This is a genomic window from Massilia sp. H6, assembly GCF_024802625.1.
In the GTDB taxonomy this organism is placed as follows: domain Bacteria; phylum Pseudomonadota; class Gammaproteobacteria; order Burkholderiales; family Burkholderiaceae_D; genus Telluria.
In genome coordinates this window covers 3,902,109-3,924,361 of the sequence record NZ_CP103371.1, presented here as the reverse complement: position 1 = coordinate 3,924,361, position 22,253 = coordinate 3,902,109, and the positions used below count along the sequence as shown (strand labels likewise).

Here is a 22,253-nt window from a genome sequence, read left to right as displayed (position 1 = left end):
CTTGTTACTCCATCAGCAGTGGCAGGACATGTACCAGCACCATGCCGGCAATGCCCTGCAGCGTCGTGTAGTGCCAGATCAGGGCGATGTTGTCGAGCGTCGCCCGGCTGCGTACACCAAGCATGCCGCGCCAGGCGCGCAGGCACAGGTAAGGACCGGCGAGGGCCAGCAGGAAGATATGCAGGCCTTGGTAGCTCAGCAGCGCGCCGATCGCCGCGCCCCAGGCGGTGGCGGTCGGGTCCAGTCCCGCGAACTGGTGGCCGTTCAGGTCGAGCAGGAACGACGCCACCGCGCAGCCGAGCGCCGCCAGCACCAGCCAGGGCAGGCGCCGCTTGCCGAGCGCGCGCACGGCCAGGATCATCAGGGCGGAACTGGCCAGCAGCAGCCCGCCGGAGGCGAACTGCCAGGGCAGGGCAGGCAGCGCCGCGCCCGGCGGCGGGCACACCTGCAGCCGCATCGACACGTGGATGTAGGCAAAGCAGAACGAAGCGAAGATGCTGGCGTCGACCACCAGCGTGACCATCGTGCCCCACCACGACTGCGAGGCGGTGCCCTTGGCATTGACCGGCAGCACCAGGTCGTCGGAGACGCGCGCCTCTTCAATGGACGGCTTGCGGTCCGACTGCCACAGCCAGGCCATGGTGCCGGCCACCGCCACGAAGCCGAAGATCCAGGCCAGCAGCATGATCTTCACCGTCAGCAGCAGGAAAAAGCCCGCCGTGCCTAACGCCGCGATCAGTGGCAGCCAGCTGTCGCCAGGCAGCACCATCACGTAGCGTGGCTCGGCGCGCACAGGGCTGGTGGCGATGGTTTCGCGCAGGCCGGTGGCAGTGTTCGGCAGGTAGTGCTGGCCGCGCGCGACTTCGTCGGACAGGGTCGGCTGGTCCCACAGCGGGTTGACCGTGGTAATGCGCGGGATGCTGCGGTTGCCATAGGATTCGGATGGCAGCCATTCGAGGGTGGCCGCGTTCCATGGGTTGCCGACGTCTTTCGTGGAGCGGCGCAGCGTGCGCACCAGGTCGGCGAAGAACAGCACGACGCCCGCGGCGAACACGAAGGCGCCGACCGTGGAGAGCATGTTGAGCAGGTTCCAGCCCAGGTTCGCGTCATAGGTATAGACCCGGCGCGGCATGCCGTACAGACCGGTGATGTGCATCGGGAAGAAGGCCAGGTTGAAGCCGCCGAACATCAGCCAGAAGACCCAGCGCGCCAGCGTTTCCGACATCTGGTTGCCGTTGATGAGCGGCGCCCAGTAATACATCGCCGCGAATACCGGGAACACCATCCCGCCGATCAGCACGTAGTGCAGGTGGGCCACGATGAAATAGGTATCGTGCACCTGCCAGTCGAACGGAATCACCGCCACCATGACGCCGGTCAGGCCGCCCAGCACGAAGATGAACATAAAGCCCATCAGGAACATCGTCGGTGCGCTCATCTTGACGCGGCCGTTCCACAGCGTGGCGATCCAGGCGAATACCTGGATGCCGGTGGGGATCGCCACCGCCATGCTGGCGGCCGAAATGAAACTCATCTCCAGCACGCCGAGGCCGGCGGTGAACATGTGATGCGCCCACAGCCCGAAGCTGAAGAAGCCCACGCCCACCAGCGCCACGATGATCGTGCGCCGCCCGACCAGGGTGGTCTGGGCGATGGTCGGGATCATGGTCGAGACCATGCCGGCGGCAGGCAAGAAGATGATGTAGACCTCGGGGTGGCCGAAGAACCAGAACAGGTGCTGCCACAGGATCGGGTCGCCGCCACGCTCGGAAATGAAGAATGGCCAGTCGAAGGCGCGTTCGAGTTCGAGCAAGGCGGTACCGGCGATCACGGCCGGGAACGCGAACACGATCATTACCGCTACCACCAGCATTGCCCAGGCATACACCGGCATGCGGCGCAGCGTCATGCCGGGCGCGCGGGTGAACAGGATGCCGACGATCAGCTCGACCGCGCCGGCAATGGCCGAAATCTCGATGAAGCCGATCCCCAGCAGCCAGAAGTCGGCATTCAATCCGGGCGAGTATTTCTCGCCCGTCAGCGGTGGGTACATGAACCAGCCGCCATCCGGGGCCAGGCTGAAGAACAGCGTGCAGAAGAAGGCCAGGCCGCCAAAGGCGTAGGCCCAATAGGCATAGGCGGACAGGCGCGGAAAGGGCAGGTCGCGCGCGCCCAGCATGTTGGGCAGCAGGTAGACCGCGATGGCTTCGACGATCGGGATCGCGAACAGGAACATCATCACCGTGCCATGCATGGTGAAGACCTGGTTATAGGTGCCGGGGCTGAGCAGGGTGTTGTCCGGTACCGCCAGCTGGACCCGCATCAGTAGTGCCAGGATGCCGGCCAGCACGAAGAACAGCAGCGCGGTGCCGATGTAGAGCAGGCCGATGCTGGTGTTGTTGACCGAGGTGACAAAGCGCAGCCCGGTCGGGGTGCGCCAGACTTTTTTCAGCTGCTCGAAGTCTTCTGCGGGGCGGGGCAGCGCAGTCGGCACAGAAGTCGGTGAAGGGCTTGGCAAGGCAGCGTCGGTCATTTCAGGTGCTCGAGGTAAGTGGCGAGCGCGTCCAGGGTATCGCGGTCGAGGTCTTGCGAGCCGGGCATGAACACGCCCGGCTTGGCAGCCTGCGGGTTGGCGATCCAGCTGCTCAAGCTGTCGCGATGGTTACGCAAGGTGCCGGCGCCGATGTGCATGCGGCTGCCGACGTGGGTCAGGTCGGGCCCCAGGCGCGTGACCTCGGTCACGCCACGGATGGTGTGGCAGGCCTGGCAGCGCTGCTCCAGAAAGGCGCTGCGGCCGCGCTGCAATACCGGGCTCTCCAGTGCACTGGACAGCGGCGCCGCGGGCAGCGCCTGGCGCGCCAGCCACGCGTCGAATTCCGGCGCGGGCAAGGCCACGACGTGCAGCGCCATCTTGGCGTGCTGGGCGCCGCAATATTCTGCGCACTGGCCGCGGTAGATGCCGGGCTTGTCGGCGCGCAGACGCAGGCCGGTAACGCGCCCCGGTACCATGTCGCGCTTGCCGGCCAGTGCCGGGATCCACAGGCTGTGGATCACGTCGGCCGAATTCAGGCCGAGATAAACCTCGCGCCCGGCCGGAATATGGATTTCATTGGCCGTGACGATCTCGCGTCCGGTCGCCGGATCGCGGTAGCGCACTTCCCACCACCACATCTTGGCGGTCACCGAAATGGTGAGGGCGTCGTGCGAGGATTGCGGCGCGAGCTCGGTGCTGCGCCAGGTGCTCCATCCGAGCAGCGCGGTCAGCACCACGACCGGAAAGGCGATGCCGCCGCCGCCAATCCATAGCAGCGCGCGCGCAGGGCGTTCATGGCGCCGCAGGCTCACGACCAGCAGCAGCATCACGGCCACGAAAATCATGGCGCCAGCGATAAACAGCACCCAGGCGAACTGGCTGATGATGGCGGCGTCCCAGCCGGCCGGATGCAGCACCGATTGCAGGCGTTCGGCGCTCATCGCAGTGTGTACAGGAAGGCCGCCATGTGGCGCGCCTCCTGCTCCGTCAGGCCCATGGGCGGCATCTCGGTGCCGGGTTTCACGGCGTGCGGCGTGCGCAGCCATTGCACCATGTTGGCGGGCTGGTTGGGGATGCCGCCGGCGATATAGCTCAGGCGTCCGATATGGTCGAGCGCCGGGGCCAGCTCGCCGGCCGCGCCCTGGACCCCGGGTATCGAGTGGCAGGCGCCGCACTGGTACTGGGTGACCAGGCGCAGCCCTTGCTGCGCATCGCCACCAGGCACGGCGACCACGCCAGAGTCTCCCTTGCAGCCGGCCAGTATGGCGGCACAAACCAGCACCAGGCCGACACGGTGTGTGGTTTGAGAGACAAAGTGGTGGGATGTAAGGGTGCGCACGCTTGGAAATCAGGATTATGAAGTGGCTTTTATAATACACAAAGAATGATGTATTTTTTTTAACATATCCAATCGGACGCTCCCCTCCAGCATGCTCTCCAACCGCCACCGGCTGATCGCCAGGACCGCCGTACTTACGCTGCTCGCTGCCGGGGTCGCTGCAGGCGCGGCCGGTCTCGCCATGCTGTACGGCGGCTGGTATAACATCGGGGCCACCGCCCAGCACTTCCCCTTCATTTACACGGTGCTGGAAGAAGGCATGACGCGGTCGGTCCAGAACCATGCCCAGGATGTAAAGGTGCCGCCTTGGGGCGGCGCGCAGCAGTTGCAGCGCGGCGCCCAGGTCTATCGCGACCACTGCTTGCAGTGCCACGGCGGCCCTGGCGTCGCGCAGTCGACCTTCGGCATGAGCATGCAGCCGATTCCCGGCCCGCTGGTCGATGCCACCCTGCGCTGGCAGCCGCGCGAGCTGTACTGGGTTACGAAAAACGGCATCAAGATGAGCGGCATGCCGGCCTGGGAATACCACCTGCCCGACGACGACATCTGGGCCGTGGTGGCGTTTGTCAAGACCATGTCGTCAATGAGCGCCGACGATTTTCGTGCGGCCACTGCCACGGAGGTAGCGCCATGAAGCCGCTGCAATGCTTCCTTTGCCTGCTGCTGCCGGCGCTGGCCGGCTGCGTGCCGGTTCCGAGTCCCGGCGTCGAGGGCGATCCGCTGCGCGGCAAGATCGCGCTGACCCAGTACGCCTGCCAGTCATGCCACATGATTCCGGCCGTTCCCGGCTCCAAGGTCTATGTCGGCCGGCCGCTGTCCGACCTTTCCAAGCGCAAGGTACTGGCTGGAACGCTGGAGAACAACCAGGCCAACCTGGTGCGCTGGATTCGCGACCCGCAAGCGATCAACCCGCATTCGGCCATGCCCAACATGGGCGTGAGCGAACGCGATGCCATCGACATGAGCGCTTACCTCTTGATGCTCTGAGGCGCCGGCCGCACCGATCCTTGGTATCATCGCCGCCTCGGCCCGCTGCGGGCTTGACTACTCACGGGAAGACAACAATGAGATTGGTGCGCTATGGCCGCCCAGGCAAGGAAAAGCCGGGCCTGTTCGACGAAGAAGGCCGCCTGCGCGACCTGTCCACGGTAATCGATGACATCGACGGGTCGGTCCTGTCCGACAAGGCCTTGCGCAAGCTGGCAAAGCTCGACTGGAAAACGCTGCCGCTGGTGCGCGGCAACCCGCGCCTGGGCGTGCCGGTGAAAGGCGTCGGCAAGTTCATCGGCATTGGCATGAACTATGCCGATCATGCCGCGGAGACCGGCGCCGCGGTGCCGGCCGAACCGGTGTTCTTCACCAAGGCGATCAGCAGCCTGTCCGGCCCGGACGATCCGATCCAGCTGCCCAAGGGCTCGAAAAAGACCGACTGGGAAGTCGAGCTGGGGGTGGTCATCGGCACCCGCGCGCAGTATGTGAGCGAAGAAGAAGCGCTGAACTTCGTGGCTGGCTACTGCGTGGTCAACGACGTGTCCGAGCGCGCCTTCCAGTTCGAGATGGGCTCGCAGTGGGACAAGGGCAAGGGCTGCGATACCTTCGGTCCGGTCGGTCCCTTCCTGGTCACGCGCGACGAGGTGTTCGACGTGCAGGACCTCGACCTGTATCTGGAACTGAACGGCAAGCGCATGCAGAGCGGGAACACCTCCACCATGGTGTTCACGGTGGCGCAAATCGTCAGCTACGTGTCGCGCTTCATGACGCTCGAGCCAGGTGACATCATCACCACTGGCACTCCGCCGGGCGTGGGGATGGGCCGCAAACCGCAGCGCTTCCTGAAGAAGGGCGACCAGCTGAGATTGGGAATCGCGGGACTGGGCGAGCAACAGGCCGAAGTGGTGGCCTACCCGAAGTAAGCAGGCCTGGCGCTGCCAGGGCGGCTAGTCCGGCAGCGCTTCCACCGCACACCACGGCACCGCCGTCCTGGCCGTGTTCATCACCATCGCCAGGAAGGTGTAGTACCCGTTCACCCCCATCAGGTCGACCACGCCCTGTTCTCCGAACAGCGCCAGCGCATCGGCATACACCCGGTCCGAGACCGATTTTCCTTCGTGCAGCTCGACGCAGAAGTCGTGCACCACCGCTTCGTCCACCAGCATGTCCGCGGGCCGCTGCCGTAGCGCGATCGCATGGATCACCGAGTGCGGAATGCCCACCTGCGCCGCGATTGGCGCATGGATCGCCCACTCCACCTGCTGGTTCCACTGGCGCGCCGTGACCAGGATTGCCAGCTCCGAGAGCCTGGCGCCGATCGCGCTGCGGTAGCGCAGGTACTCGCCCATGCGCTGGGCGTATTCCATCAGCTCGGGACTGCGCAGCAGCGGCACGAACGGCCCGTAGAGCGCGCCGCGCGGGCCGTCGATGATGGCCTGCGCCGCCGCGCGCTGGGCCGGCGTCATGGCGTCGGGGGCGATCGGTCCGAGTCGGTCGGTCATGGAAAAACACCGATGTTGTAATTAGAAAATAATTGCATAGCGTCCAGTAAAAATCAAAAGAACCGGCGCGCCGCACGCTTATTGTCAAAGTCGTTCTTTTCGAAGGAAGCGCCATGAGCCATATCCTCCACCGCAACCTGCGCCAGGTTCCTCCGCTCGCGGTGTCCGCCAGCGGCATCCACATCCGCGACAGCGTCGGCCGCAGCTATATCGATGCCAGCGGCGGCGCGGCCGTCTCGTCGCTGGGACACGGCCATCCGGACGTGATCGCCGCCATGCACCGCCAGATCGACCGCTGCGCCTATGCCCACACCGCTTTTTTCACCACCGAGGTGGCCGAGGAACTGGCCGACCGCCTGATCCGCGGCGCGCCGCAGAAATTCAAAGGCGTCTACCTGGTCTCGGGCGGTTCGGAAGCGATGGAGACGGCGCTCAAGCTGGCGCGCCAGTACTGGGTAGAGGCGGGCGAACCAGGTCGCAGATTGTTCGTCGCGCGTCGCCAGAGCTATCATGGCAATACGCTGGGAGCGCTGGCGGTCGGCGGCAACGAATGGCGCCGCAAGGACTTCGCGCCGCTGCTGATGGACACCGTGCGGGTCGGCCCCTGCTACGAATACCGCGGCCGCCCCGCCCACCAGAGCGTCGGCGACTACACCGCCGGCCTGCTGGATGAACTCGAAACCCGCATCCTCGAGGCCGGCCCTGAGAACATCATCGCCTTCGTGGCCGAACCGGTGGTGGGGGCGACCGGCGGCGCAATCCCGCCGACGGCGGGGTATTTCCAGGGCGTGCGCGCCATTTGCGACCGCCACCGCATCCTGTTCATCGCCGACGAAGTGATGTGCGGCATGGGCCGCACCGGCAGCATGTATGCCATCGAGCAGGAAGGCGTAGCGCCCGACATCATCGTGATCGCCAAGGGCCTGGGCGCCGGCTACCAGCCGATCGGCGCGGTGCTGGCGCACCAGGGTATCGTCGATTGCCTGCGCACTGGCAGCGGGGTATTCCAGCACGGGCATACGTATATCGGCCATCCGGTCGCGGCGGCGGCGGCGCTCGAGGTGCAAAAGGTGATCGAACGCGACGATTTGCTGGGGCGGGTGCGCAGCCGCGGCGCCACGCTGCGGCGCATGCTTGGCGACGTCTTCGGCACCCACGAGCACGTGGGCGACATCCGTGGCCGCGGCCTGTTTTTGGCGCTGGAATTCGTGCAGGAGCGCGCCAGCAAGACCCCGTTCGCCCCCGAGCGCAAGCTGCATGCGGCGATCAAGGCCAAGGCGATGGAGTGCGGGCTGATGGTCTATCCGATGGGCGGCACCATCGACGGCCAGGCTGGCGACCACGTGCTGCTGGCGCCGCCCTTCATTGCGACGGCGGCGGATCTGTCGGAGATCGTGTCGCGGCTGGCCGATGCCGTGGAGGCGGCCCTGCGGGCCTAGGGCTTTGCCAGCACCTTCTTGAGCCACGCCGAGATATCCCGCACCTCTTCCAGGCACAGCGAGTGCGGCATCGGATACTCGTGCCACTCGACCTGGTAACCGAGCTGGCGCAGCATCTCGGCCGATTCCTGGGCGCGGGCGAAGGGCACCACGGTGTCCTGGCGGCCGTGGGCCATGAACACCGGCGTGGCCAGGCTCTGTTCGGTGCGTTCGGCGCCGGCGTTGGCCGCCAGCGGCAGGTAGCCCGACAGGCACAGCATGCCCGCCAGCGTTTCGGGATGGCGCATGCCGGCCTGCAGCGTCATGGCGCAGCCCTGCGAGAAGCCGGCCAGGATGATGCGCGAGGCCGGGATGCCGCGTGCTTTCTCGCGCGCGATCAGCGCTTCGACGTCGCGCTGCGAGGCGCGCAGGCCGCCTTCGTCCTCGCGGCGGGTCAGGTCGGTGGCGACGATGTCGTACCACGAGCGCATGACATAGCCGCCATTGATCGTCACCGGCATGGTGTTCGCGTGCGGGAAGACGAACCGGATGCCCGGCAAGCCAGCCAGGTCGAGTTCTTGCACCATCGGCACGAAATCGTTGCCGTCGGCGCCCAGGCCGTGCAGCCAGATGATGGCGATTTCCGGATTCGGCGCGGTGTCGATCTCGATGTTTTCCAGCAGCTGGTTCATGTGCATCCTCAAGAAGTGTTACGTGGGCGTGGCAGGACGCAGCGCCGACTTCGGGCGGAAGGTCTTGCTCACGTCCGGATTGGTTTCCATATAGGGGCCGCCAATCAGGTCGATACAGTAGGGGACCGCAGCGAAGATGCCGCCGACGACGACTTCGCCGGCCTCGTCCTTGAGTCCTTCGAGCGTTTCCTTGATCGATTTGGGTTGGCCCGGCAGGTTCATGATCAGTGCCGCATGGTTCGCCGTCTCGCGGATCACCGCGCTCTGGCGCGACAGGATCGCGGTTGGCACGAAGCGCAGGCTGATCTGGCGCATCTGCTCGCCGAATCCGGGCATCTCTTTGGTGGCCACCGCCAGCGTGGCCTCGGGCGTGACATCGCGCCGCGCCGGCCCGGTGCCGCCGGTGGTGAGCACCAGGTGGCAGCCGACGCTGTCGACCAGCTCGAGCAGCGTGCGTTCGATCTCGGCGCGCTCGTCGGCGATCAGGCGCGTCTCGAGCCGATAGGGCGTGGTGATGGCCTGCGCCAGCCAGTCGCTCAGGGCAGGAATGCCCTTGTCCTGGTAGACGCCGCCGCTGGCACGGTCGGATACCGACACCAGGCCGATCACGAGCACGTGGCCGTCCTGGTCGTGCTTATTCGTCGCCGGACTCGTCATCGATTGCTTCCTCGTCGTCGCCTTCGGCATTGGCCGGCTTGGACTTCTTGTTCAGGTCTTTCAGAATCTGGAAGATTTCGCGATAGGCCTTCGGCGGTTTGGACTCAGCCTGTTCCTTGCGCGCATTGCGGATCAGGGTGCGCAGGTGCTGCACATCGAGTTCCGGATTTTCTTCCAGCAGCTTGGTCAGGGCCGTGTCGTCGGTCAGCAGCTTCTCGCGGCGGCGCTCGAGGGCGTGCAGCGAAGCCGTTTCTGCCTTGGAGGCGCCCTTCCAGCTGTCGATGGTGCGCTGGATGACGGCGATTTCTTCTTCGTCGAGCGTGCGCATCTTCTTGCCCACGAACTGCAGGGCGCGGCGGCGGCCTTCGTGGTTGGTGATGGATTGGCAGGTGAGGATGGCCTCGCGCACGTCTTCCGGCATCTCGACGCGCTTGACCCGGTCACGCGCGGCTTCGACCAGCTGTTCGCCGAGCTTTTGCAGCTCGTTCGAGTGGCGCTTGGCCTCGGACTTCGATGGGCGTTCGTATTCTTGCTCGAACTCGTTGGACTGGAAGCCGACGGAGCCGCGGTTTGGATTAGGCATATTTGATGAAATTCCGGAATGATCCGATTGGCGCTGGGCCGATCAGTAAAAACTGTAAACGGCTGCTATGATAACTGTTTTAGGGCTGGCCACGAAAAACACGATATGAACGACTCCGCTTTTACCCACACCCAGGACCAGCTGAAACAGCTCGCCCGCGACATGTTGACGTTTGCCCGCGAGCAGGGCGCCACCGATGCGTCGGTCGACATCAGCGAAGGAAGCGGTCTTTCAGTTTCCGTGCGTAAAGGCAAGATCGAGACGATCGAGCAAAATCGCGACAAGGGCATCGGCATTACCGTCTATGTCGGGCAATGCCGCGGCAACGCGAATACCTCCGATTTCTCCACCAAGTCGCTCAAGGATACCGTCGAAGCGGCCTGGAACATCGCCCGCTTCACCGCGCAAGACGACTGCTCGGGCCTGCCCGATGCCGACCTACTTGAAATGAACCCGCGCGACCTGCGCCTGTTCTATCCGTGGCAGATCAGCACCGAGCAAGCCGTCGAGCTGGCCCAGCGCTGCGAAAACGCCGCCTTCGAGGTCGATCCGCGCGTCACCAACAGCGAAGGCGCCAGCGTCTACCTGCAGCAGTCGCACTTCGTGAGCGCCAACAGCCGCGGCTTCATCGGCGGCTATCCGTTCTCGCGCCACACCATATCGGTGGCGCCGATCGCGGGCAAGGGCAATAAGATGCAGCGCGACGACTGGTACACCTCGGCGCGCGACCCGAAGCAGTTGGCCAAGCCGGAGCTGGTGGGCCGCTACGCCGCCGAACGCGCGCTGGCGCGCCTGAACGCGCGCAAGTTAGACACCCGCACCTGCCCGGTGCTGTTCGAGGCGCCGCTGGCTGCCGGCCTGCTTGGCGCCTTCGTGCAGGCGGTGTCGGGCGGCGCGCTGTACCGCAAGTCGACTTTTCTCCTCGATACGCTCGGCAAGCCGGTGTTCCCGGACCATATCAACATCGTCGAAGATCCGCACCTGATCGGCGCGGTCGGTTCGGCGCCGTTCGACGAAGAAGGCGTAAAGACCGTGCGGCGCAAGGTCGTCGACAATGGCGTGCTACAGGGTTATTTCTTGTCCTCGTATTCGGCGCGCAAGCTCGGCATGGCCAGCACCGGCAATGCCGGCGGTTCGCATAATCTCGACATGGTATCGACCCAGACCAAACGCGCCGACGATTTCGAAGGCATGCTGCGCAAGATGGGCACCGGCCTGCTGGTTACCGAGCTGATGGGGCAGGGCGTCAACTATGTCACGGGCGACTATTCGCGCGGCGCCTCCGGCTACTGGGTCGAAAACGGCGTAATCCAATATCCGGTGGAAGAAATCACCATTGCCGGCAATATGCGCGAGATGTTCCAGCAAATCGTGGCCGTCGGCAACGACGTCCTCACCCGCGGCAACAAGTCGACCGGCTCGATCCTGATCGAGAAAATGGTCATCGCCGGCTGCTGACAGGAGACCGCCATGAGCAAATTCATCCGTATCGACAAGGACAACGTCCCGAAGAAGGCAGTCCTGCTCAACCTCGACCTGGTCGCCACGGTCGAGCTGGCACCGCAATCCGAACTGCTCAGCTCAAGCAACGACGAAAAGCGCGTCTACGCCAGCTTGCTCTCGGGTGACAAGACCACGCTGGCAACCGTGCATTTCGACAACGTCGAGGATGCCCATGCCTGGGTTGCCACCCACCTCGACGTCAGGCTTTAGGCCTCACGCCATGGCTGCCAACAAGACGGTGGCGAACGATGCCAGCGTGCGTGCCTATCTCGATGCCATTGTCGATGAAGAGCGCCGGCGCGATTGCGAGGCGATCGCCGCAATGATGGGCCGCCTTACCGGCGCCCCAGGGCGCATGTGGGGCACCGGCATCGTCGGTTTCGGCAGCTACCACTATGTCTACGACAGCGGCCGCGAAGGCGATGCGCCGCTGGCCTGCTTCGCCGCGCGCAAGGGCGACATCAGCCTGTACCTGACTTGCGAGCCGGAGCGCCTCGATGCCCTGCGCGAGCAGCTTGGCCGGCACAAGATGGGCAAGGCCTGCCTGTATCTGCGCCGCCTCGGCGAGGTCGACGCCGGCGTGCTCGAACAAATGGTGGCCGAATCGATTGCTGTCACGCGGGCGCGCTACGGCAGCCCGATCGCGGCAGCTGCGCCGCAGCTTGACCGCGGCTGACGGCAATCATTGACAGCGCCGGCCCAGAGGCTGGCGGCCAGGCGGTCAACCGCCAGCCGGCTCGATCCGGCTGAGCCGCTGCCCGTAAATCCCCCAGGTGCGCGGCTCGCCATCGACCGTGGCCTTCAAGACCCAGCCGGTGCCGAGCTTCTCCACCAGTACCTCGGTATTGAGCTCCTTCGCCACTTTCTCGGCCCAGGCCTGGGCCGAGCCGCGGCCCTTGAACAGTTCGTGGCCGTCGAACACGACGGTGGCGTCGAACACGGATGCGGCAAATACGGTCATGGTGCGCGCTTTCTTATTGCTTGCGCAGGGCGCGCACGGTATTGAGTACCGGCTGCAGCACCGAGGCGCCCAGGCGCGCACTGCGGGCGCCGTCCCAGCCCACCAGCGGGTCCGGGTCGTTGGCGTTGTCCTTGAACGGCAGTTCCAGGGTCAGGGACAGGCAACCGAAGGCATGGGTGATGTGCGGCGAACCCATGGTGAGCGTTTCTTCGGTGAACGGCGTCGCGCCGTAGCCGTGCACGTCCTGGAAGTCCGGGCTGGCGACCTTGAAGTCGGCGATGAAGCGCTGCTGCGCCGCCATCTGGTCGGCGCTGAAGGTGGGGAGCGATTCGCTGCCGGCCACGAACACATAGGGCAGGCCTTCGTCGCCATGTACATCCAGGCACATGTCGACGCCGATTTCGTGCATCTTCTGGCGCACCAGGAATACTTCCGGGCTGCGCTCCATGGTCGGGTTCATCCACTCGCGGTTCAGGTTGGCGCCGGCCGCGTTGGTGCGCAGGTTGCCGCGCACCGAACCGTCCGGGTTCATGTTCGGCACCACGTAGAACACCGCTTCATTGAGCAGCTGGCGGCCAAACGGATGGGCCGGGTCGAGCAGGGCGTCGAGCATGCCTTCGACGAACCATTCAGCCATCGTCTCGCCCGGATGCTGGCGCGCGATGACCCAGACTTTCTTCTTTGTCGGCGCAGCTTCGCCTTGCGAGTCGTCGCCGATCACCAGCATGTTCAGGTCGCGGCCGTCGACGGTCGAGCCCAGATCGAGCATGCGCACGTTCTCGGACATCTGGGCGCGATCCAACAACTCCAGGTGGCGTTCCCACGAATACGGCTCGAAATAGGCGTAGTAGACGCTGTCCATGCCCGGTGTGTGTTCGATGGTCATGACGTCGCCATCGAAACTGGTCGGTACCCGGAACCAGTTGACGCGGTCGTAGCTGGCCATGGCCTGGTAGCCTTCCCAGCCGGCCGGATACGCGGCCTGGCCGGCGTTAAGGAAGCGGATCGTGCAGGCCTGGCCTTGCGCGCCCTGCAGGCGGAAATAGAACCACTGGATGATCTCGGCGTGCGAGTCCTTGCGGATGTTCAGGTCGATGGCGTTGGCGCTGGTGGCGTTCACGACCTCGATGGCGCCGGCGTCGAACTGGCTGCTGATCTTGATAGACATGGTATGTCCTGTTGTTGGATGATGTCGGAAAGTCAAATGATACCGCAAGCCTCAATCGAGGCCGCCGAAGCGCTCATGGAAGTCGCGGCTGGCGCCCGGTGTGCTGGCATCTTCATGCAGCAGCATGGCCATCAGGTGCTGCTCCGCCTGCACATAGGTCAGGCGGTAGATCTGCCTGGCCAGCCGGTAGGCGTCCGAGCCGGGCCACGGCTTGGGCAGCAGCTCGACCGGCAGCATCGGATCGTGCAGCTGGACCCGGCGGTACGAATGGATCAGCAAGCTGCGCAGCGCAAAGGCATCTTGTGGCGCGGTGATCGCGCCGGATTCAGCCAGGGCCAGCACCGGGGTGTAGGCGTCGATGAATTGGCGGTAGCTGGCGCTGACGCTGGACAGATCCCAGCAGTCGCCGACCAGCTCCGGCAAGGGCCGCGAGCCACTGCCGGGCAACTCGGCCGCATCGACGACGAAGACCTTGCCCGCGGCCTGGCAGCGCGCCAGCACCTCGTGCAGGGTGTCGCGGCTGGGCGCGGGATGCGCCATCACGCCGCTGGCCAGCATGGCGAAGCCTTCCCATTCGAGTTCCTTTCTCAGCAGGGTGCGCAGGTCGCCGTCGATGCTGCTGGTCGGGGCCAGCACCAGCGTCCAGCGACCGTCCCAGTGCTGGCCCGGCGGCGAATAGATGCGGCGGTTGGCGCGCTCGAAGCGCGGCAGGGCGGTCGGCTCGAGTGCATAGCGGCTGCGCCGGCCTTCGCGGCTGGCGCTGAGCCAGCCTTCTTGCACCAGCCGGAACACGCTGGTGCGCACCAGCCGGTCGGACACGCCGAGCGGGGCCAGCAGCTCGATCATGCTGCCCAGCCAGAACGCGCCGCCATGCGGCGCAATGGCGTCGCCGCAGAGCGTCATCACCAGCGATTTATGGCGCGGCGGGTCGCTGGCGAGAAAGTGGGCGATCCAGTCGCCGCTTGCGCTTAGGGGCATATGAGTTGCATGAGATTCGCCGCAATATGATTCAAAATTCTGGTGTACATCTGATTTTTTGTATCGTATTATGGATTGGATAGGTTTGCAAATGGAGAACCGACATGTACGCACAGATGGTGGAGACCGGGCTCAAGAAAGTCCGTACCGAAGAAGACATGAGCGCTGAAGAAGCCGCGTTCCAGGCGCGCATCGATGCCGGCATCAAGATCGAGGCCAAGGACTGGATGCCCGACGCCTACCGCAAGACCCTGATTCGCCAGATTTCGCAGCATGCGCACAGCGAGATCGTCGGCCAGCTCCCCGAGGGCAACTGGGTCACGCGCGCGCCGACGCTTAAGCGCAAGTCGGTCCTGCTGGCCAAGATCCAGGACGAAGCCGGCCACGGCCTGTACCTGTACAGCGCCGCCGAAACCCTGGGTGTGTCGCGCGACGAACTGCTCGCCGCGCTCCATTCGGGCAAGGCCAAGTATTCGAGCATCTTCAATTACCCCACCCTGAGCTGGGCTGACATGGGCGCCATCGGCTGGCTGGTCGACGGCTCGGCCATCATCAACCAGATTCCGCTGTGCCGCTGTTCGTACGGCCCGTATGCGCGCGCCATGATCCGGGTCTGCAAAGAAGAGTCCTTCCATGCACGCCAGGGCTACGACATCATGATGAGCCTGGCCAAGGGCAGCTCCGAGCAGAAGGCGATGGCGCAGGATGCGCTCAACCGCTGGTGGTGGCCGTCCTTGATGATGTTCGGCCCGTCGGACGCCGAATCGGTCAATAGCGCGCAATCGGCGGCCTGGCGCATCAAGCTGTTCTCGAACGACGAACTGCGCCAGCGCATGGTCGACCAGACCGTGCCGCAGATCGAATACCTGGGCCTGACGGTGCCGGACCCCGACCTGAAATGGAACGCCGAGCGCGGCTCCTACGACTTTGGCGCGATCGACTGGAGCGAGTTCCAGAACGTCCTCAAGGGTAACGGCCCCTGCAACCGCGAACGCCTGCGCACCCGCGTCAAGGCCTGGGAAGACGGCGAGTGGTTCCGCGACGCGCTGGTCGCCCACGCCGACAAGAAAGCCGCGGCCAGGGCCGCTGCATAAGAAACGACCGGAGACACATAATGAGCAAAGAATGGCCCCTGTGGGAAGTTTTCATCCGCAGCCAGCACGGCCTGGCCCACAAGCATGTGGGCAGCCTGCACGCACCGGACGCCGAGATGGCCGTCAATAACGCGCGCGACGTCTACACCCGCCGCAACGAAGGCGTCTCGATCTGGGTTGTGCGTGCCAACGACATCGTCGCTTCCAGTCCAGCCGACAAAGAGGCGCTGTTCGAGCCAGCCAACAGCAAGGTATACCGCCACCCGACCTTCTTCCCGATGCCGGAAGAAGTCAAGAACCTGTGAGCGCGGCCGTGATGGTGAACACTGCAAAGATGGACTACCTTCTGCGCCAGGGCGACAACGCCCTGATCCTGTCCCAGCAGCTGTCCCAGTTGTGCGGCAAGGGCCCGGCGCTGGAAGAAGACATGGCGCTGTCGAACGTCGCGCTCGACCTGCTGGGCCAGACCCGCATGTGGCTGACCTATGCGGGCGAACTCGAAGGAGCAGGACGCGACGAAGACCGCCTGGCCTTCCACCGCGACGCCATGGAATTTCGTAACTGCCAGCTGGTGGAGCAGCCCAATGGCAGCTATGCCGAGGTCGTGATGCGCCAGTTTCTGTTCGATACCTGGCACTACTTCCTGATGGATGGCCTGGCCAGATCGAGCGACACCCGCATCGCCGAGATCGCCCAGAAGTCGATCAAGGAAGTGACCTACCACCTGCGCCGCTCCGGCGACCTGGTGGTGCGCCTGGGCGACGGCACCGATGTCAGCCACGCCAAGATGCAGGCCGCACTCGACGACCTGTGGATGTACAGCGGCGAGATGTTCCTCTACGACGAGATCGACAATGCGATGGTGGAGCAGGGCGTGGCCCCGGCCGCGGAACCGCTGCGCCGCCAGTATCTCGAGCACCTGGCCGAGGTGCTGGCCGAAGCGACCTTGACGATGCCATCGCCCGACGCCTGGATGCAGCGCGGCGGCAAGCAGGGGCGCCACACCGAGCGCCTCGGCTTCATCCTGGCCGAGATGCAGTTTTTGCAGCGCGCCTATCCGGGAGCGCAGTGGTAATGACGGCGTCGGGCATCACCACCGGCGAGGTCTGGAACTGGCTCGGCGAGGTCGCCGATCCGGAGATTCCGGTCATCTCGGTGGTGGACCTGGGTATCGTGCGCGACGTCGCCTTCGAGGGCGAGACCTGCACCGTGACGATCACCCCGACCTATTCCGGCTGCCCGGCGATGCAGGTGATTGCCGATTCGGTCAAAGAAGCCCTGCAGGCCAAGGGCATCGACGACGTACGCATCGTCAGCCGCCTGGCGCCGGCCTGGACCACCGACTGGATGAGCGATGCCGGCAAGGCCGCCCTCAAGGGCTACGGCATCGCGCCGCCCGTCCAGCAGGCGATCGACATCAGCGGCCTGCACGCCGGCATTCGCCGCCGCGCCGCGCCGATCGTGGCCTGCCCCAACTGCGGCTCGCCGCACACCCAATTGACCAGCGAATTTGGCTCGACGCCGTGCAAGGCCCTGTACAAGTGCCTCGACTGCCGCGAGCCCTTTGACTACTTCAAGTGCCACTAAGATGAGCAAATTCTATCCACTGAACGTGGCCAAGGTAAGACACGAGACACGCGATGCCATCGCCGTCACCTTCGATGTGCCGCCCGAACTCAAGTCGCAATTTGCCTACCAGCAGGGCCAGCACCTGACCTTGCGCGCCATGATCGACGGCGAAGACGTGCGCCGTTCGTATTCGATCTGCTCCGCGGTGCAGGACGATACCCTGCGCGTGGCGATCAAGCGCACCACCGGCGGATTGTTCTCGACCTGGGCCAACGAGCACCTGGCCCCTGGCGCCACCCTGGACGTGATGCCGCCGATGGGCCATTTCAATGTCCCGCTCGAGCCCGAGAGCGAGCGCCACTACCTGGTTTTTGCGGCCGGCAGCGGCATCACGCCAATCCTGTCGATCGTCAAGACCACCTTGCTGGCCGAGCCGAAGAGCCGCTTCACGATCGTGTACGGCAACCGCGCGTCGTCGAGCGTGATCTTCCGCGACGAGCTGACCGACCTCAAGGACAGCTACATGAACCGGCTCAAGCTGGTGTATGTCATGAGCCGCGAGCAGCAGGACATCGAACTGTTCAACGGCCGCATCACCGAAGAAAAGTGCGGCCATTTCCTGCGTCACTGGATCGATATCCGCGACATCGACGTGGCCTTTATCTGCGGCCCCGAAGACATGATGCACGGCGTCTCGCGCTCGCTCCAAGAAGCTGGTCTGGCCAAGGAAAAAATCCGCATCGAGCTGTTCGCCGCCAGCATCCCCAAGCACGAACACCGTCCGCGCAAGATCGAAGCAGGCGTGCCGCACCTGACCGAAGTGACCGTGATCATGGATGGCAGCGCCGCCAGCTTCACGATGGACAAAGACAAAGAGTCCCTGCTCGACGCCGGCCTGCGCGCCGGCATCGACATGCGTTATTCGTGCAAGGGCGGCGTGTGTTCCACCTGCCGCTGCAAGGTGCTCGAAGGCCAGGTGGAGATGGACGTGAACTACGCGCTCGAAGACTACGAAGTCGCGCGCGGGTTCGTGCTGAGCTGCCAGAGTTTTCCGATTACCGACAAGGTAGTCGTCGATTTCGATATCGCCGAATAAGTCCCTGGCCCGCGGGCCGCCACATAACAATAAGACTTGGAGACCACCATGAGCTACCAATCCATCCAGTTCAGCATCGACGCCGGCGTCGCCGTGCTCACGCTGAACCGCCCCGATCGCCTGAACAGCTTCACGCAAGCCATGCACCTCGAAGTGCGCCACGCACTCGATACACTGCAGGCCGACCGGTCGGTGCGCGTGCTGGTCCTGACCGGCGCTGGCCGCGGCTTTTGCGCCGGCCAGGATTTATCCGACCGCGCCGTCGAACCGGGCGCCCAGGGCGTCGACCTCGGCGAATCGGTCGAAAAATATTACGCTCCGCTGGTCCTGACGCTTAAATCGCTACCCATGCCCGTCATCTGCGCCGTCAACGGCGTGGCCGCCGGCGCCGGCGCCAACCTGGCGCTGGCCTGCGACATCGTGCTGGCGGCCAAATCGGCCAGCTTCATCGAGGCCTTCTGCAAGCTCGGCCTGATCCCGGACACCGGCGGCACCTGGCATTTGCCGCGCCTGATCGGCCATGCGCGCGCCACCGGCCTGGCCATGCTGGGCGAAAAGCTCAGTGCCGAGAAGGCCGAGCAGTGGGGCCTGATCTGGGCCTGCGTGCCGGACGAAGCGCTGATGGACCAGGCCATGGCCATGGCCGAGCATTTCGCGGCCGCGCCCACCAAGGGGCTGGCCTTCACCAAGAAGGCGCTGCAGGCCAGCTACGCCAACACCCTGCCCGAACAGCTCAAGCTGGAAGGCGACATGATGCGCGAACTCGGTTATACCCACGATTACCGCGAAGGCGTCGCCGCCTTTATCGCCAAGCGCCCGGCGCAGTTCAAGGGAGAGTAGTCGTATGCAAGCACTATCGCAAGAAAGCATCATCGCCGTGATCGGCAGCGGCGCCATGGGCGCCGGTATCGCCCAGGTGGCGGCAAACGCCGGCCACCAGGTGCTGCTGTTCGACACCCGTGTCGAAGCGGCCGACAAGGCCATCGCCGGCATTGGCGCCACCTATGCCAGGCTGGTTGAAAAAGGCCGCATGAGCGCGGCGGATGCCGATGCCGCGCAGGCGCGCCTCACGCGCATCGGCACGCTGCAAGAAGCGAAAGACGCCGCGCTGGTGGTAGAAGCCATCGTCGAGAACCTCGACGCCAAGCGCGCGCTGTTCGCCGAACTCGAAGCCATCGTTGGCGACGACTGCATCCTGGCCACCAATACCTCGTCGATTTCGGTTACCGCGATCGCGGCGCCGTTGCGCCGCCCAGAGCGGCTGGTGGGCATGCACTTCTTTAATCCGGTTCCGCTGATGGCGCTGGTGGAAGTCATTAGCGGCATCGCCACCGATCCGGCCGTGGCAGACACCGTCTACGCTACCTCGCACGCCTGGGGCAAGAGCCCGGTGCTGGCGAAATCCACGCCCGGCTTCATCGTCAACCGCGTCGCCCGTCCCTACTATGCCGAGGCGCTGCGCCTGCTGCTGGAGCAGGCCGCGGATCACGCTACGCTCGACGCCGTGATGCGCGACTGCGGCGGCTTTCGCATGGGGCCCTTCGAGCTGATGGACCTGATCGGCCACGACGTGAATTTCTCGGTGACCAATTCGGTCTACGCCGCCTATTTTGGCGACCCGCGCTTTACGCCCTCGATCCTGCAGCAGGAGCTGGTCAATGCCGGCTTCCTGGGCCGCAAGACTGGCCGCGGCTTCTACCGCTATGGCGAGGGTGTTGAAAAACCAGTTGTGCAAACCGAGCCGCCGCAAGCCAGGCCGGAGTCGGTGTCGATCGTCGGCAGCGAATCTGCCCAATTGGCCCCGCTGGCGGCGCGCCTGGCCGACGCCGGTTTCGACCTGCACCACGAAGAAACCCTGGACTGCACGCCGGGCTTCGTCTGCCAGGGCGCAGCGGTCTACCTGAGCGACGGCCGCAGCGCCAGCGAGCGCGCCGCCGAAAGCTGGCACCCTGACACCGTCGTCTATGACCTGCTGCTCGATGCCGCCGGTGCCACCCGCATCGCGCTGGCCCGCGCCGACCAGTGCAGCGAAGAAGCGTATCACGCCGTGGTTGGCATGTTCCAGGCCGCCGGCTTTGCCGTCACCCGTTTCGACGACGTTCCGGGCATGCTGGTGATGCGCACCGTCGCCATGCTGGCCAACGAAGCGGCCGATGCCGTCAACCAGGGCGTGTGCAGCGCCAGCGCCGTCGATATCGCCATGCAGAAGGGCGTCAACTACCCGCGCGGCCCGCTGGCCTGGGCCGACAGCATTGGCGTGCAGCAGGTGGTCACCGTGCTGGCCAACCTGGCCGCTACCTATGGCGAAGACCGCTACCGCGTCTCGCCGCTGCTGCGCCGCAAGCTCGCTGGCGGCGGCGAGGGAGCACGCTTTCATGATTGAGCCGCAGGCGCTGGCCGAACTGGCTGGCAAGACCATGTACGAGCGCGACCAGGCCACGCAGGCGCTGGGCATGACGCTCGACGAGATCCGCCCGGGGTATGCGCGCATGTCGATGCCGGTGCAAGCAAGCATGCTCAACGGGCACGCCACCTGCCACGGCGGCTATATCTTCATGCTGGCCGACAGCGCCTTTGCGTTCGCCTGCAATTCGCACAACTTCAACGCCGTGGGCGCGGGCTGCAGCATCGATTACCTTGCGCCGGGCCGCGAAGGAGACGTGCTGGTGGCCGAAGGCATCGAGCAAGCCTTGCAGGGCAAGACCGGCGTGTATGACGTCACCGTGCGCAACCAGGACGGCCGCACGGTGGCGCTGTTTCGCGGCAAGTCGCACCGTGTGAGCGGCATGGTGGCCGAGCTCCCGCAGTAAAGCATGCCGAAAGTCGACTAGGAGGCCGCAGATGGTCCAGAAGATGCCTGCTCCGGGCGAGCTCGAACCGATTGAACGCGCCAGCCGCGACGAACTGCAGGCCTTGCAGCTCGAACGCCTGAAGTGGTCGCTCCGTCACGCCTACGAAAACGTGCCGCACTACCGCGCCGCTTTCGATGCGGCCGGCGTGCACCCAGGCGAACTCAAGTCCCTTGAAGACCTTGCAACATTCCCCTTCACCGACAAGAAAACCCTGCGCGACAATTACCCGTTCGGCCTGTTCGCGGTGCCGCGCGAGCAGGTGGTGCGCATCCATGCATCGAGCGGCACCACCGGCAAGGCAACCGTGGTCGGTTATACGCAGCGCGACATCGATACCTGGGCCGACCTGGTGGCGCGCTCGATCCGCGCCGCGGGGGGGCGGGCCGGCGACATGGTGCAGATCTCGTACGGCTACGGCTTGTTCACCGGCGGCCTGGGCGCGCACTACGGCGCCGAGAGACTTGGCTGCACCGTGATCCCGATGTCCGGTGGCCAGACCGAAAAGCAGGTGCAGCTAATCCAGGACTTCCAGCCCTCGATCATCATGGTCACGCCCTCGTACATGCTCAACATCATCGAGGAGTTCACGCGCCAGGGACTCGACCCGGCACAGTCCTCGCTCAAGATCGGCATCTTCGGAGCCGAGCCCTGGACCGACGCCATGCGCAGCGAGATCGAAACCCGCGCAGGCATCGATGCGCTCGATATCTACGGACTGTCCGAGGTCATGGGCCCGGGCGTTGCCAGCGAATGCATCGAAAGCAAGGATGGCCCGGTCATCTGGGAAGACCACTTCTACCCGGAGATCATCGACCCGGACACCGGCGCGGTGCTGCCCGATGGCGCCGAAGGCGAGCTGGTATTGACCTCGCTGTCCAAGCAAGCGCTGCCGATCATCCGTTACCGTACCCGCGACCTGACACGCCTGTTGCCGCCAAGCTCGCGCTCGATGCGCCGGATGGCGCGCATCGCCGGCCGCTCCGACGATATGCTGATCATTCGCGGCGTGAACGTGTTCCCGAGCCAGATCGAAGAGATCATCCTGACCATGCCGGCGCTGGCGCCGCATTACCAGCTGGTGGTGGCGCGCGAAGGCCATCTCGACACGCTCGCGGTGCTCGGTGAGCTACGCGACGGCGCGCTTGCGCCAGGCGACGTCGAGCTGCTCTGCCGCGAACTCGAGCACCGCATCAAGACCCATGTGGGCGTGAGCACGCGCGTGAGCCTGAAACCGCCTGGCGCCATCGAGCGCACGCTCACCGGCAAGGCCCGGCGCGTGCTCGACCAGCGCCCCAAACATTAATATCAAGGAGACTTC

At 65.0% G+C, this 22,253-nt stretch carries 26 protein-coding genes; 16 read left to right on the top strand and 10 right to left on the bottom strand.

Translation table 11 applies throughout. The features are described from left to right. Positions 1-4: 4 nt before the first annotated feature. From ctaD to NRS07_RS17565, 3 genes are read right to left on the bottom strand one after another with little or no spacing between them, the layout of a single operon-like run. Positions 5-2,533 carry a cytochrome c oxidase subunit I gene (gene ctaD / locus NRS07_RS17575; RefSeq protein ID WP_259209280.1) on the bottom strand — a complete coding sequence of 843 codons (2,529 nt, stop codon included), beginning with the start codon at positions 2,531-2,533 and terminating at the stop codon, positions 5-7. After that, positions 2,530-3,474, bottom strand: coding sequence for a c-type cytochrome (locus NRS07_RS17570; RefSeq protein WP_259209278.1), 945 nt, complete (start codon positions 3,472-3,474; stop codon positions 2,530-2,532). Before NRS07_RS17570 ends, ctaD begins: the two co-directional genes overlap by 4 nt. Further along, positions 3,471-3,767 (bottom strand): cytochrome c family protein, encoded by a 297-nt coding sequence (locus NRS07_RS17565; protein ID WP_259209276.1) that lies wholly within the window; start codon positions 3,765-3,767, stop codon positions 3,471-3,473. The genes NRS07_RS17570 and NRS07_RS17565 overlap by 4 nt, the downstream gene beginning before the upstream one ends. Before the next feature lie 196 nt (positions 3,768-3,963). Between NRS07_RS17565 and NRS07_RS17560 the strand changes: the two genes are divergently transcribed. The 3 genes from NRS07_RS17560 to NRS07_RS17550 all read left to right on the top strand — a co-directional run bounded on the left by NRS07_RS17560 (position 3,964) and on the right by NRS07_RS17550 (position 5,785). Further along, positions 3,964-4,506 carry a cytochrome c gene (locus NRS07_RS17560; RefSeq protein ID WP_259209274.1) on the top strand — a complete coding sequence of 181 codons (543 nt, stop codon included), beginning with the start codon at positions 3,964-3,966 and terminating at the stop codon, positions 4,504-4,506. After that, positions 4,503-4,859: a cytochrome c family protein gene (locus tag NRS07_RS17555; RefSeq protein WP_259209272.1), complete on the top strand. Its 357-nt coding sequence runs from the start codon at positions 4,503-4,505 to the stop codon at positions 4,857-4,859. The genes NRS07_RS17560 and NRS07_RS17555 overlap by 4 nt, the downstream gene beginning before the upstream one ends. A 77-nt stretch (positions 4,860-4,936) precedes the next feature. Further along, positions 4,937-5,785: a fumarylacetoacetate hydrolase family protein gene (locus NRS07_RS17550; protein WP_259209271.1), complete on the top strand. Its 849-nt coding sequence runs from the start codon at positions 4,937-4,939 to the stop codon at positions 5,783-5,785. 24 nt (positions 5,786-5,809) lie between these two features. Here NRS07_RS17550 and NRS07_RS17545 read toward each other — a convergent pair whose 3' ends face one another. Further along, complete coding sequence (locus tag NRS07_RS17545; protein ID WP_259209267.1) at positions 5,810-6,364, bottom strand: carboxymuconolactone decarboxylase family protein; 555 nt, start codon at positions 6,362-6,364, stop codon at positions 5,810-5,812. Positions 6,365-6,477: 113 nt separating this feature from the next. Between NRS07_RS17545 and NRS07_RS17540 the strand changes: the two genes are divergently transcribed. Further along, positions 6,478-7,803 carry an aspartate aminotransferase family protein gene (locus NRS07_RS17540; RefSeq protein ID WP_259209266.1) on the top strand — a complete coding sequence of 442 codons (1,326 nt, stop codon included), beginning with the start codon at positions 6,478-6,480 and terminating at the stop codon, positions 7,801-7,803. Here the strand turns inward: NRS07_RS17540 and NRS07_RS17535 are convergent. From NRS07_RS17535 to yjgA, 3 genes are read right to left on the bottom strand one after another with little or no spacing between them, the layout of a single operon-like run. Beyond that, complete coding sequence (locus tag NRS07_RS17535) at positions 7,800-8,474, bottom strand: alpha/beta hydrolase (RefSeq protein ID WP_259209264.1); 675 nt, start codon at positions 8,472-8,474, stop codon at positions 7,800-7,802. The genes NRS07_RS17540 and NRS07_RS17535 overlap by 4 nt on opposite strands. A gap of 18 nt (positions 8,475-8,492) precedes the next feature. Continuing rightward, positions 8,493-9,131 carry a molybdopterin adenylyltransferase gene (mog, locus tag NRS07_RS17530; RefSeq protein WP_259209263.1) on the bottom strand — a complete coding sequence of 213 codons (639 nt, stop codon included), beginning with the start codon at positions 9,129-9,131 and terminating at the stop codon, positions 8,493-8,495. Then, positions 9,109-9,714, bottom strand: a complete 606-nt coding sequence (gene yjgA / locus NRS07_RS17525) for a ribosome biogenesis factor YjgA (protein ID WP_259209261.1) — start codon at positions 9,712-9,714, stop codon at positions 9,109-9,111. The genes mog and yjgA overlap by 23 nt, the downstream gene beginning before the upstream one ends. A 105-nt stretch (positions 9,715-9,819) precedes the next feature. On the opposite strand from yjgA, the gene pmbA reads away from it, so the two are divergent. The 3 genes from pmbA to NRS07_RS17510 are packed head-to-tail and all read left to right on the top strand — an operon-like array spanning position 9,820 to position 11,893. Next, positions 9,820-11,172 (top strand): metalloprotease PmbA, encoded by a 1,353-nt coding sequence (gene pmbA / locus NRS07_RS17520; protein ID WP_259209258.1) that lies wholly within the window; start codon positions 9,820-9,822, stop codon positions 11,170-11,172. A 12-nt stretch (positions 11,173-11,184) separates the two neighbouring features. Further along, a complete protein-coding gene (locus tag NRS07_RS17515; RefSeq protein WP_259209256.1) occupies positions 11,185-11,427 on the top strand; it encodes a hypothetical protein in 243 nt (80 codons plus the stop codon). A gap of 10 nt (positions 11,428-11,437) precedes the next feature. Further along, entirely contained in the window at positions 11,438-11,893 is a 456-nt protein-coding gene (locus NRS07_RS17510; protein ID WP_259209255.1) for a DUF1801 domain-containing protein, read from the top strand. A 45-nt stretch (positions 11,894-11,938) separates the two neighbouring features. On the opposite strand, the gene NRS07_RS17505 is transcribed toward NRS07_RS17510, so the two are convergent. The 3 genes from NRS07_RS17505 to paaX are packed head-to-tail and all read right to left on the bottom strand — an operon-like array spanning position 11,939 to position 14,324. Further along, entirely contained in the window at positions 11,939-12,178 is a 240-nt protein-coding gene (locus NRS07_RS17505) for a hypothetical protein (RefSeq protein ID WP_259209253.1), read from the bottom strand. A gap of 13 nt (positions 12,179-12,191) precedes the next feature. Beyond that, positions 12,192-13,346 carry a M14-type cytosolic carboxypeptidase gene (locus NRS07_RS17500; RefSeq protein WP_259209249.1) on the bottom strand — a complete coding sequence of 385 codons (1,155 nt, stop codon included), beginning with the start codon at positions 13,344-13,346 and terminating at the stop codon, positions 12,192-12,194. 51 nt (positions 13,347-13,397) lie between these two features. Continuing rightward, the gene (gene paaX, locus NRS07_RS17495; protein ID WP_259209247.1) at positions 13,398-14,324 is read right to left on the bottom strand and encodes a phenylacetic acid degradation operon negative regulatory protein PaaX; all 927 of its coding nucleotides are present in this window, start codon (positions 14,322-14,324) and stop codon (positions 13,398-13,400) included. A gap of 104 nt (positions 14,325-14,428) precedes the next feature. Here paaX and paaA point away from each other — a divergent pair, with 104 nt between their 5' ends. Genes paaA through paaK form a run of 9 tightly spaced genes read left to right on the top strand, consistent with a single transcriptional unit; the run spans position 14,429 to position 22,238 of the window. Continuing rightward, positions 14,429-15,418: a 1,2-phenylacetyl-CoA epoxidase subunit PaaA gene (gene paaA / locus NRS07_RS17490; RefSeq protein WP_259209246.1), complete on the top strand. Its 990-nt coding sequence runs from the start codon at positions 14,429-14,431 to the stop codon at positions 15,416-15,418. Positions 15,419-15,438: 20 nt separating this feature from the next. Then, the gene (gene paaB, locus NRS07_RS17485) at positions 15,439-15,723 is read left to right on the top strand and encodes a 1,2-phenylacetyl-CoA epoxidase subunit PaaB (RefSeq protein WP_259209245.1); all 285 of its coding nucleotides are present in this window, start codon (positions 15,439-15,441) and stop codon (positions 15,721-15,723) included. A gap of 29 nt (positions 15,724-15,752) precedes the next feature. Beyond that, positions 15,753-16,493: a 1,2-phenylacetyl-CoA epoxidase subunit PaaC gene (gene paaC, locus NRS07_RS17480; RefSeq protein ID WP_259209244.1), complete on the top strand. Its 741-nt coding sequence runs from the start codon at positions 15,753-15,755 to the stop codon at positions 16,491-16,493. Further along, the gene (gene paaD / locus NRS07_RS17475) at positions 16,493-17,005 is read left to right on the top strand and encodes a 1,2-phenylacetyl-CoA epoxidase subunit PaaD (RefSeq protein ID WP_259209243.1); all 513 of its coding nucleotides are present in this window, start codon (positions 16,493-16,495) and stop codon (positions 17,003-17,005) included. Before paaC ends, paaD begins: the two co-directional genes overlap by 1 nt. 1 nt (position 17,006) lies before the next feature. Beyond that, entirely contained in the window at positions 17,007-18,083 is a 1,077-nt protein-coding gene (gene paaE / locus NRS07_RS17470) for a 1,2-phenylacetyl-CoA epoxidase subunit PaaE (RefSeq protein WP_259209242.1), read from the top strand. Between the two features lie 48 nt (positions 18,084-18,131). After that, positions 18,132-18,923: a 2-(1,2-epoxy-1,2-dihydrophenyl)acetyl-CoA isomerase PaaG gene (gene paaG / locus NRS07_RS17465; RefSeq protein WP_259209241.1), complete on the top strand. Its 792-nt coding sequence runs from the start codon at positions 18,132-18,134 to the stop codon at positions 18,921-18,923. A 4-nt stretch (positions 18,924-18,927) separates the two neighbouring features. After that, complete coding sequence (paaH, locus tag NRS07_RS17460; protein WP_259209239.1) at positions 18,928-20,466, top strand: 3-hydroxyacyl-CoA dehydrogenase PaaH; 1,539 nt, start codon at positions 18,928-18,930, stop codon at positions 20,464-20,466. Continuing rightward, on the top strand, positions 20,459-20,893 hold the full coding sequence (paaI, locus tag NRS07_RS17455; RefSeq protein WP_259209236.1) for a hydroxyphenylacetyl-CoA thioesterase PaaI: 435 nt from the start codon (positions 20,459-20,461) through the stop codon (positions 20,891-20,893). Before paaH ends, paaI begins: the two co-directional genes overlap by 8 nt. 31 nt (positions 20,894-20,924) lie before the next feature. Further along, positions 20,925-22,238 (top strand): phenylacetate--CoA ligase PaaK, encoded by a 1,314-nt coding sequence (gene paaK, locus NRS07_RS17450; protein ID WP_259209234.1) that lies wholly within the window; start codon positions 20,925-20,927, stop codon positions 22,236-22,238. The last annotated feature ends 15 nt before the right edge of the window (positions 22,239-22,253 follow it).

Excerpts from the sequence above, each read along its gene's own strand:
- mog (WP_259209263.1), bottom strand. The coding sequence starts at position 9,131 with ATGACGAGTCCGGCGACGAATAAGCACGACCAGGACGGCCACGTGCTC.
- NRS07_RS17550 (WP_259209271.1), top strand. The coding sequence starts at position 4,937 with ATGAGATTGGTGCGCTATGGCCGCCCAGGCAAGGAAAAGCCGGGCCTG.
- NRS07_RS17500 (WP_259209249.1), bottom strand. The coding sequence starts at position 13,346 with ATGTCTATCAAGATCAGCAGCCAGTTCGACGCCGGCGCCATCGAGGTC.
- NRS07_RS17535 (WP_259209264.1), bottom strand. The coding sequence starts at position 8,474 with ATGAACCAGCTGCTGGAAAACATCGAGATCGACACCGCGCCGAATCCG.
- paaC (WP_259209244.1), top strand. The coding sequence starts at position 15,753 with ATGGACTACCTTCTGCGCCAGGGCGACAACGCCCTGATCCTGTCCCAG.
- ctaD (WP_259209280.1), bottom strand. The coding sequence starts at position 2,533 with ATGACCGACGCTGCCTTGCCAAGCCCTTCACCGACTTCTGTGCCGACT.
- yjgA (WP_259209261.1), bottom strand. The coding sequence starts at position 9,714 with ATGCCTAATCCAAACCGCGGCTCCGTCGGCTTCCAGTCCAACGAGTTC.
- NRS07_RS17510 (WP_259209255.1), top strand. The coding sequence starts at position 11,438 with ATGGCTGCCAACAAGACGGTGGCGAACGATGCCAGCGTGCGTGCCTAT.
- pmbA (WP_259209258.1), top strand. The coding sequence starts at position 9,820 with ATGAACGACTCCGCTTTTACCCACACCCAGGACCAGCTGAAACAGCTC.
- paaH (WP_259209239.1), top strand. The coding sequence starts at position 18,928 with ATGCAAGCACTATCGCAAGAAAGCATCATCGCCGTGATCGGCAGCGGC.
- NRS07_RS17540 (WP_259209266.1), top strand. The coding sequence starts at position 6,478 with ATGAGCCATATCCTCCACCGCAACCTGCGCCAGGTTCCTCCGCTCGCG.
- NRS07_RS17555 (WP_259209272.1), top strand. The coding sequence starts at position 4,503 with ATGAAGCCGCTGCAATGCTTCCTTTGCCTGCTGCTGCCGGCGCTGGCC.
- NRS07_RS17505 (WP_259209253.1), bottom strand. The coding sequence starts at position 12,178 with ATGACCGTATTTGCCGCATCCGTGTTCGACGCCACCGTCGTGTTCGAC.
- NRS07_RS17545 (WP_259209267.1), bottom strand. The coding sequence starts at position 6,364 with ATGACCGACCGACTCGGACCGATCGCCCCCGACGCCATGACGCCGGCC.
- paaK (WP_259209234.1), top strand. The coding sequence starts at position 20,925 with ATGGTCCAGAAGATGCCTGCTCCGGGCGAGCTCGAACCGATTGAACGC.
- paaA (WP_259209246.1), top strand. The coding sequence starts at position 14,429 with ATGTACGCACAGATGGTGGAGACCGGGCTCAAGAAAGTCCGTACCGAA.
- paaB (WP_259209245.1), top strand. The coding sequence starts at position 15,439 with ATGAGCAAAGAATGGCCCCTGTGGGAAGTTTTCATCCGCAGCCAGCAC.
- paaD (WP_259209243.1), top strand. The coding sequence starts at position 16,493 with ATGACGGCGTCGGGCATCACCACCGGCGAGGTCTGGAACTGGCTCGGC.
- paaX (WP_259209247.1), bottom strand. The coding sequence starts at position 14,324 with ATGCCCCTAAGCGCAAGCGGCGACTGGATCGCCCACTTTCTCGCCAGC.
- NRS07_RS17560 (WP_259209274.1), top strand. The coding sequence starts at position 3,964 with ATGCTCTCCAACCGCCACCGGCTGATCGCCAGGACCGCCGTACTTACG.
- NRS07_RS17515 (WP_259209256.1), top strand. The coding sequence starts at position 11,185 with ATGAGCAAATTCATCCGTATCGACAAGGACAACGTCCCGAAGAAGGCA.
- paaG (WP_259209241.1), top strand. The coding sequence starts at position 18,132 with ATGAGCTACCAATCCATCCAGTTCAGCATCGACGCCGGCGTCGCCGTG.
- paaI (WP_259209236.1), top strand. The coding sequence starts at position 20,459 with ATGATTGAGCCGCAGGCGCTGGCCGAACTGGCTGGCAAGACCATGTAC.
- NRS07_RS17570 (WP_259209278.1), bottom strand. The coding sequence starts at position 3,474 with ATGAGCGCCGAACGCCTGCAATCGGTGCTGCATCCGGCCGGCTGGGAC.
- paaE (WP_259209242.1), top strand. The coding sequence starts at position 17,007 with ATGAGCAAATTCTATCCACTGAACGTGGCCAAGGTAAGACACGAGACA.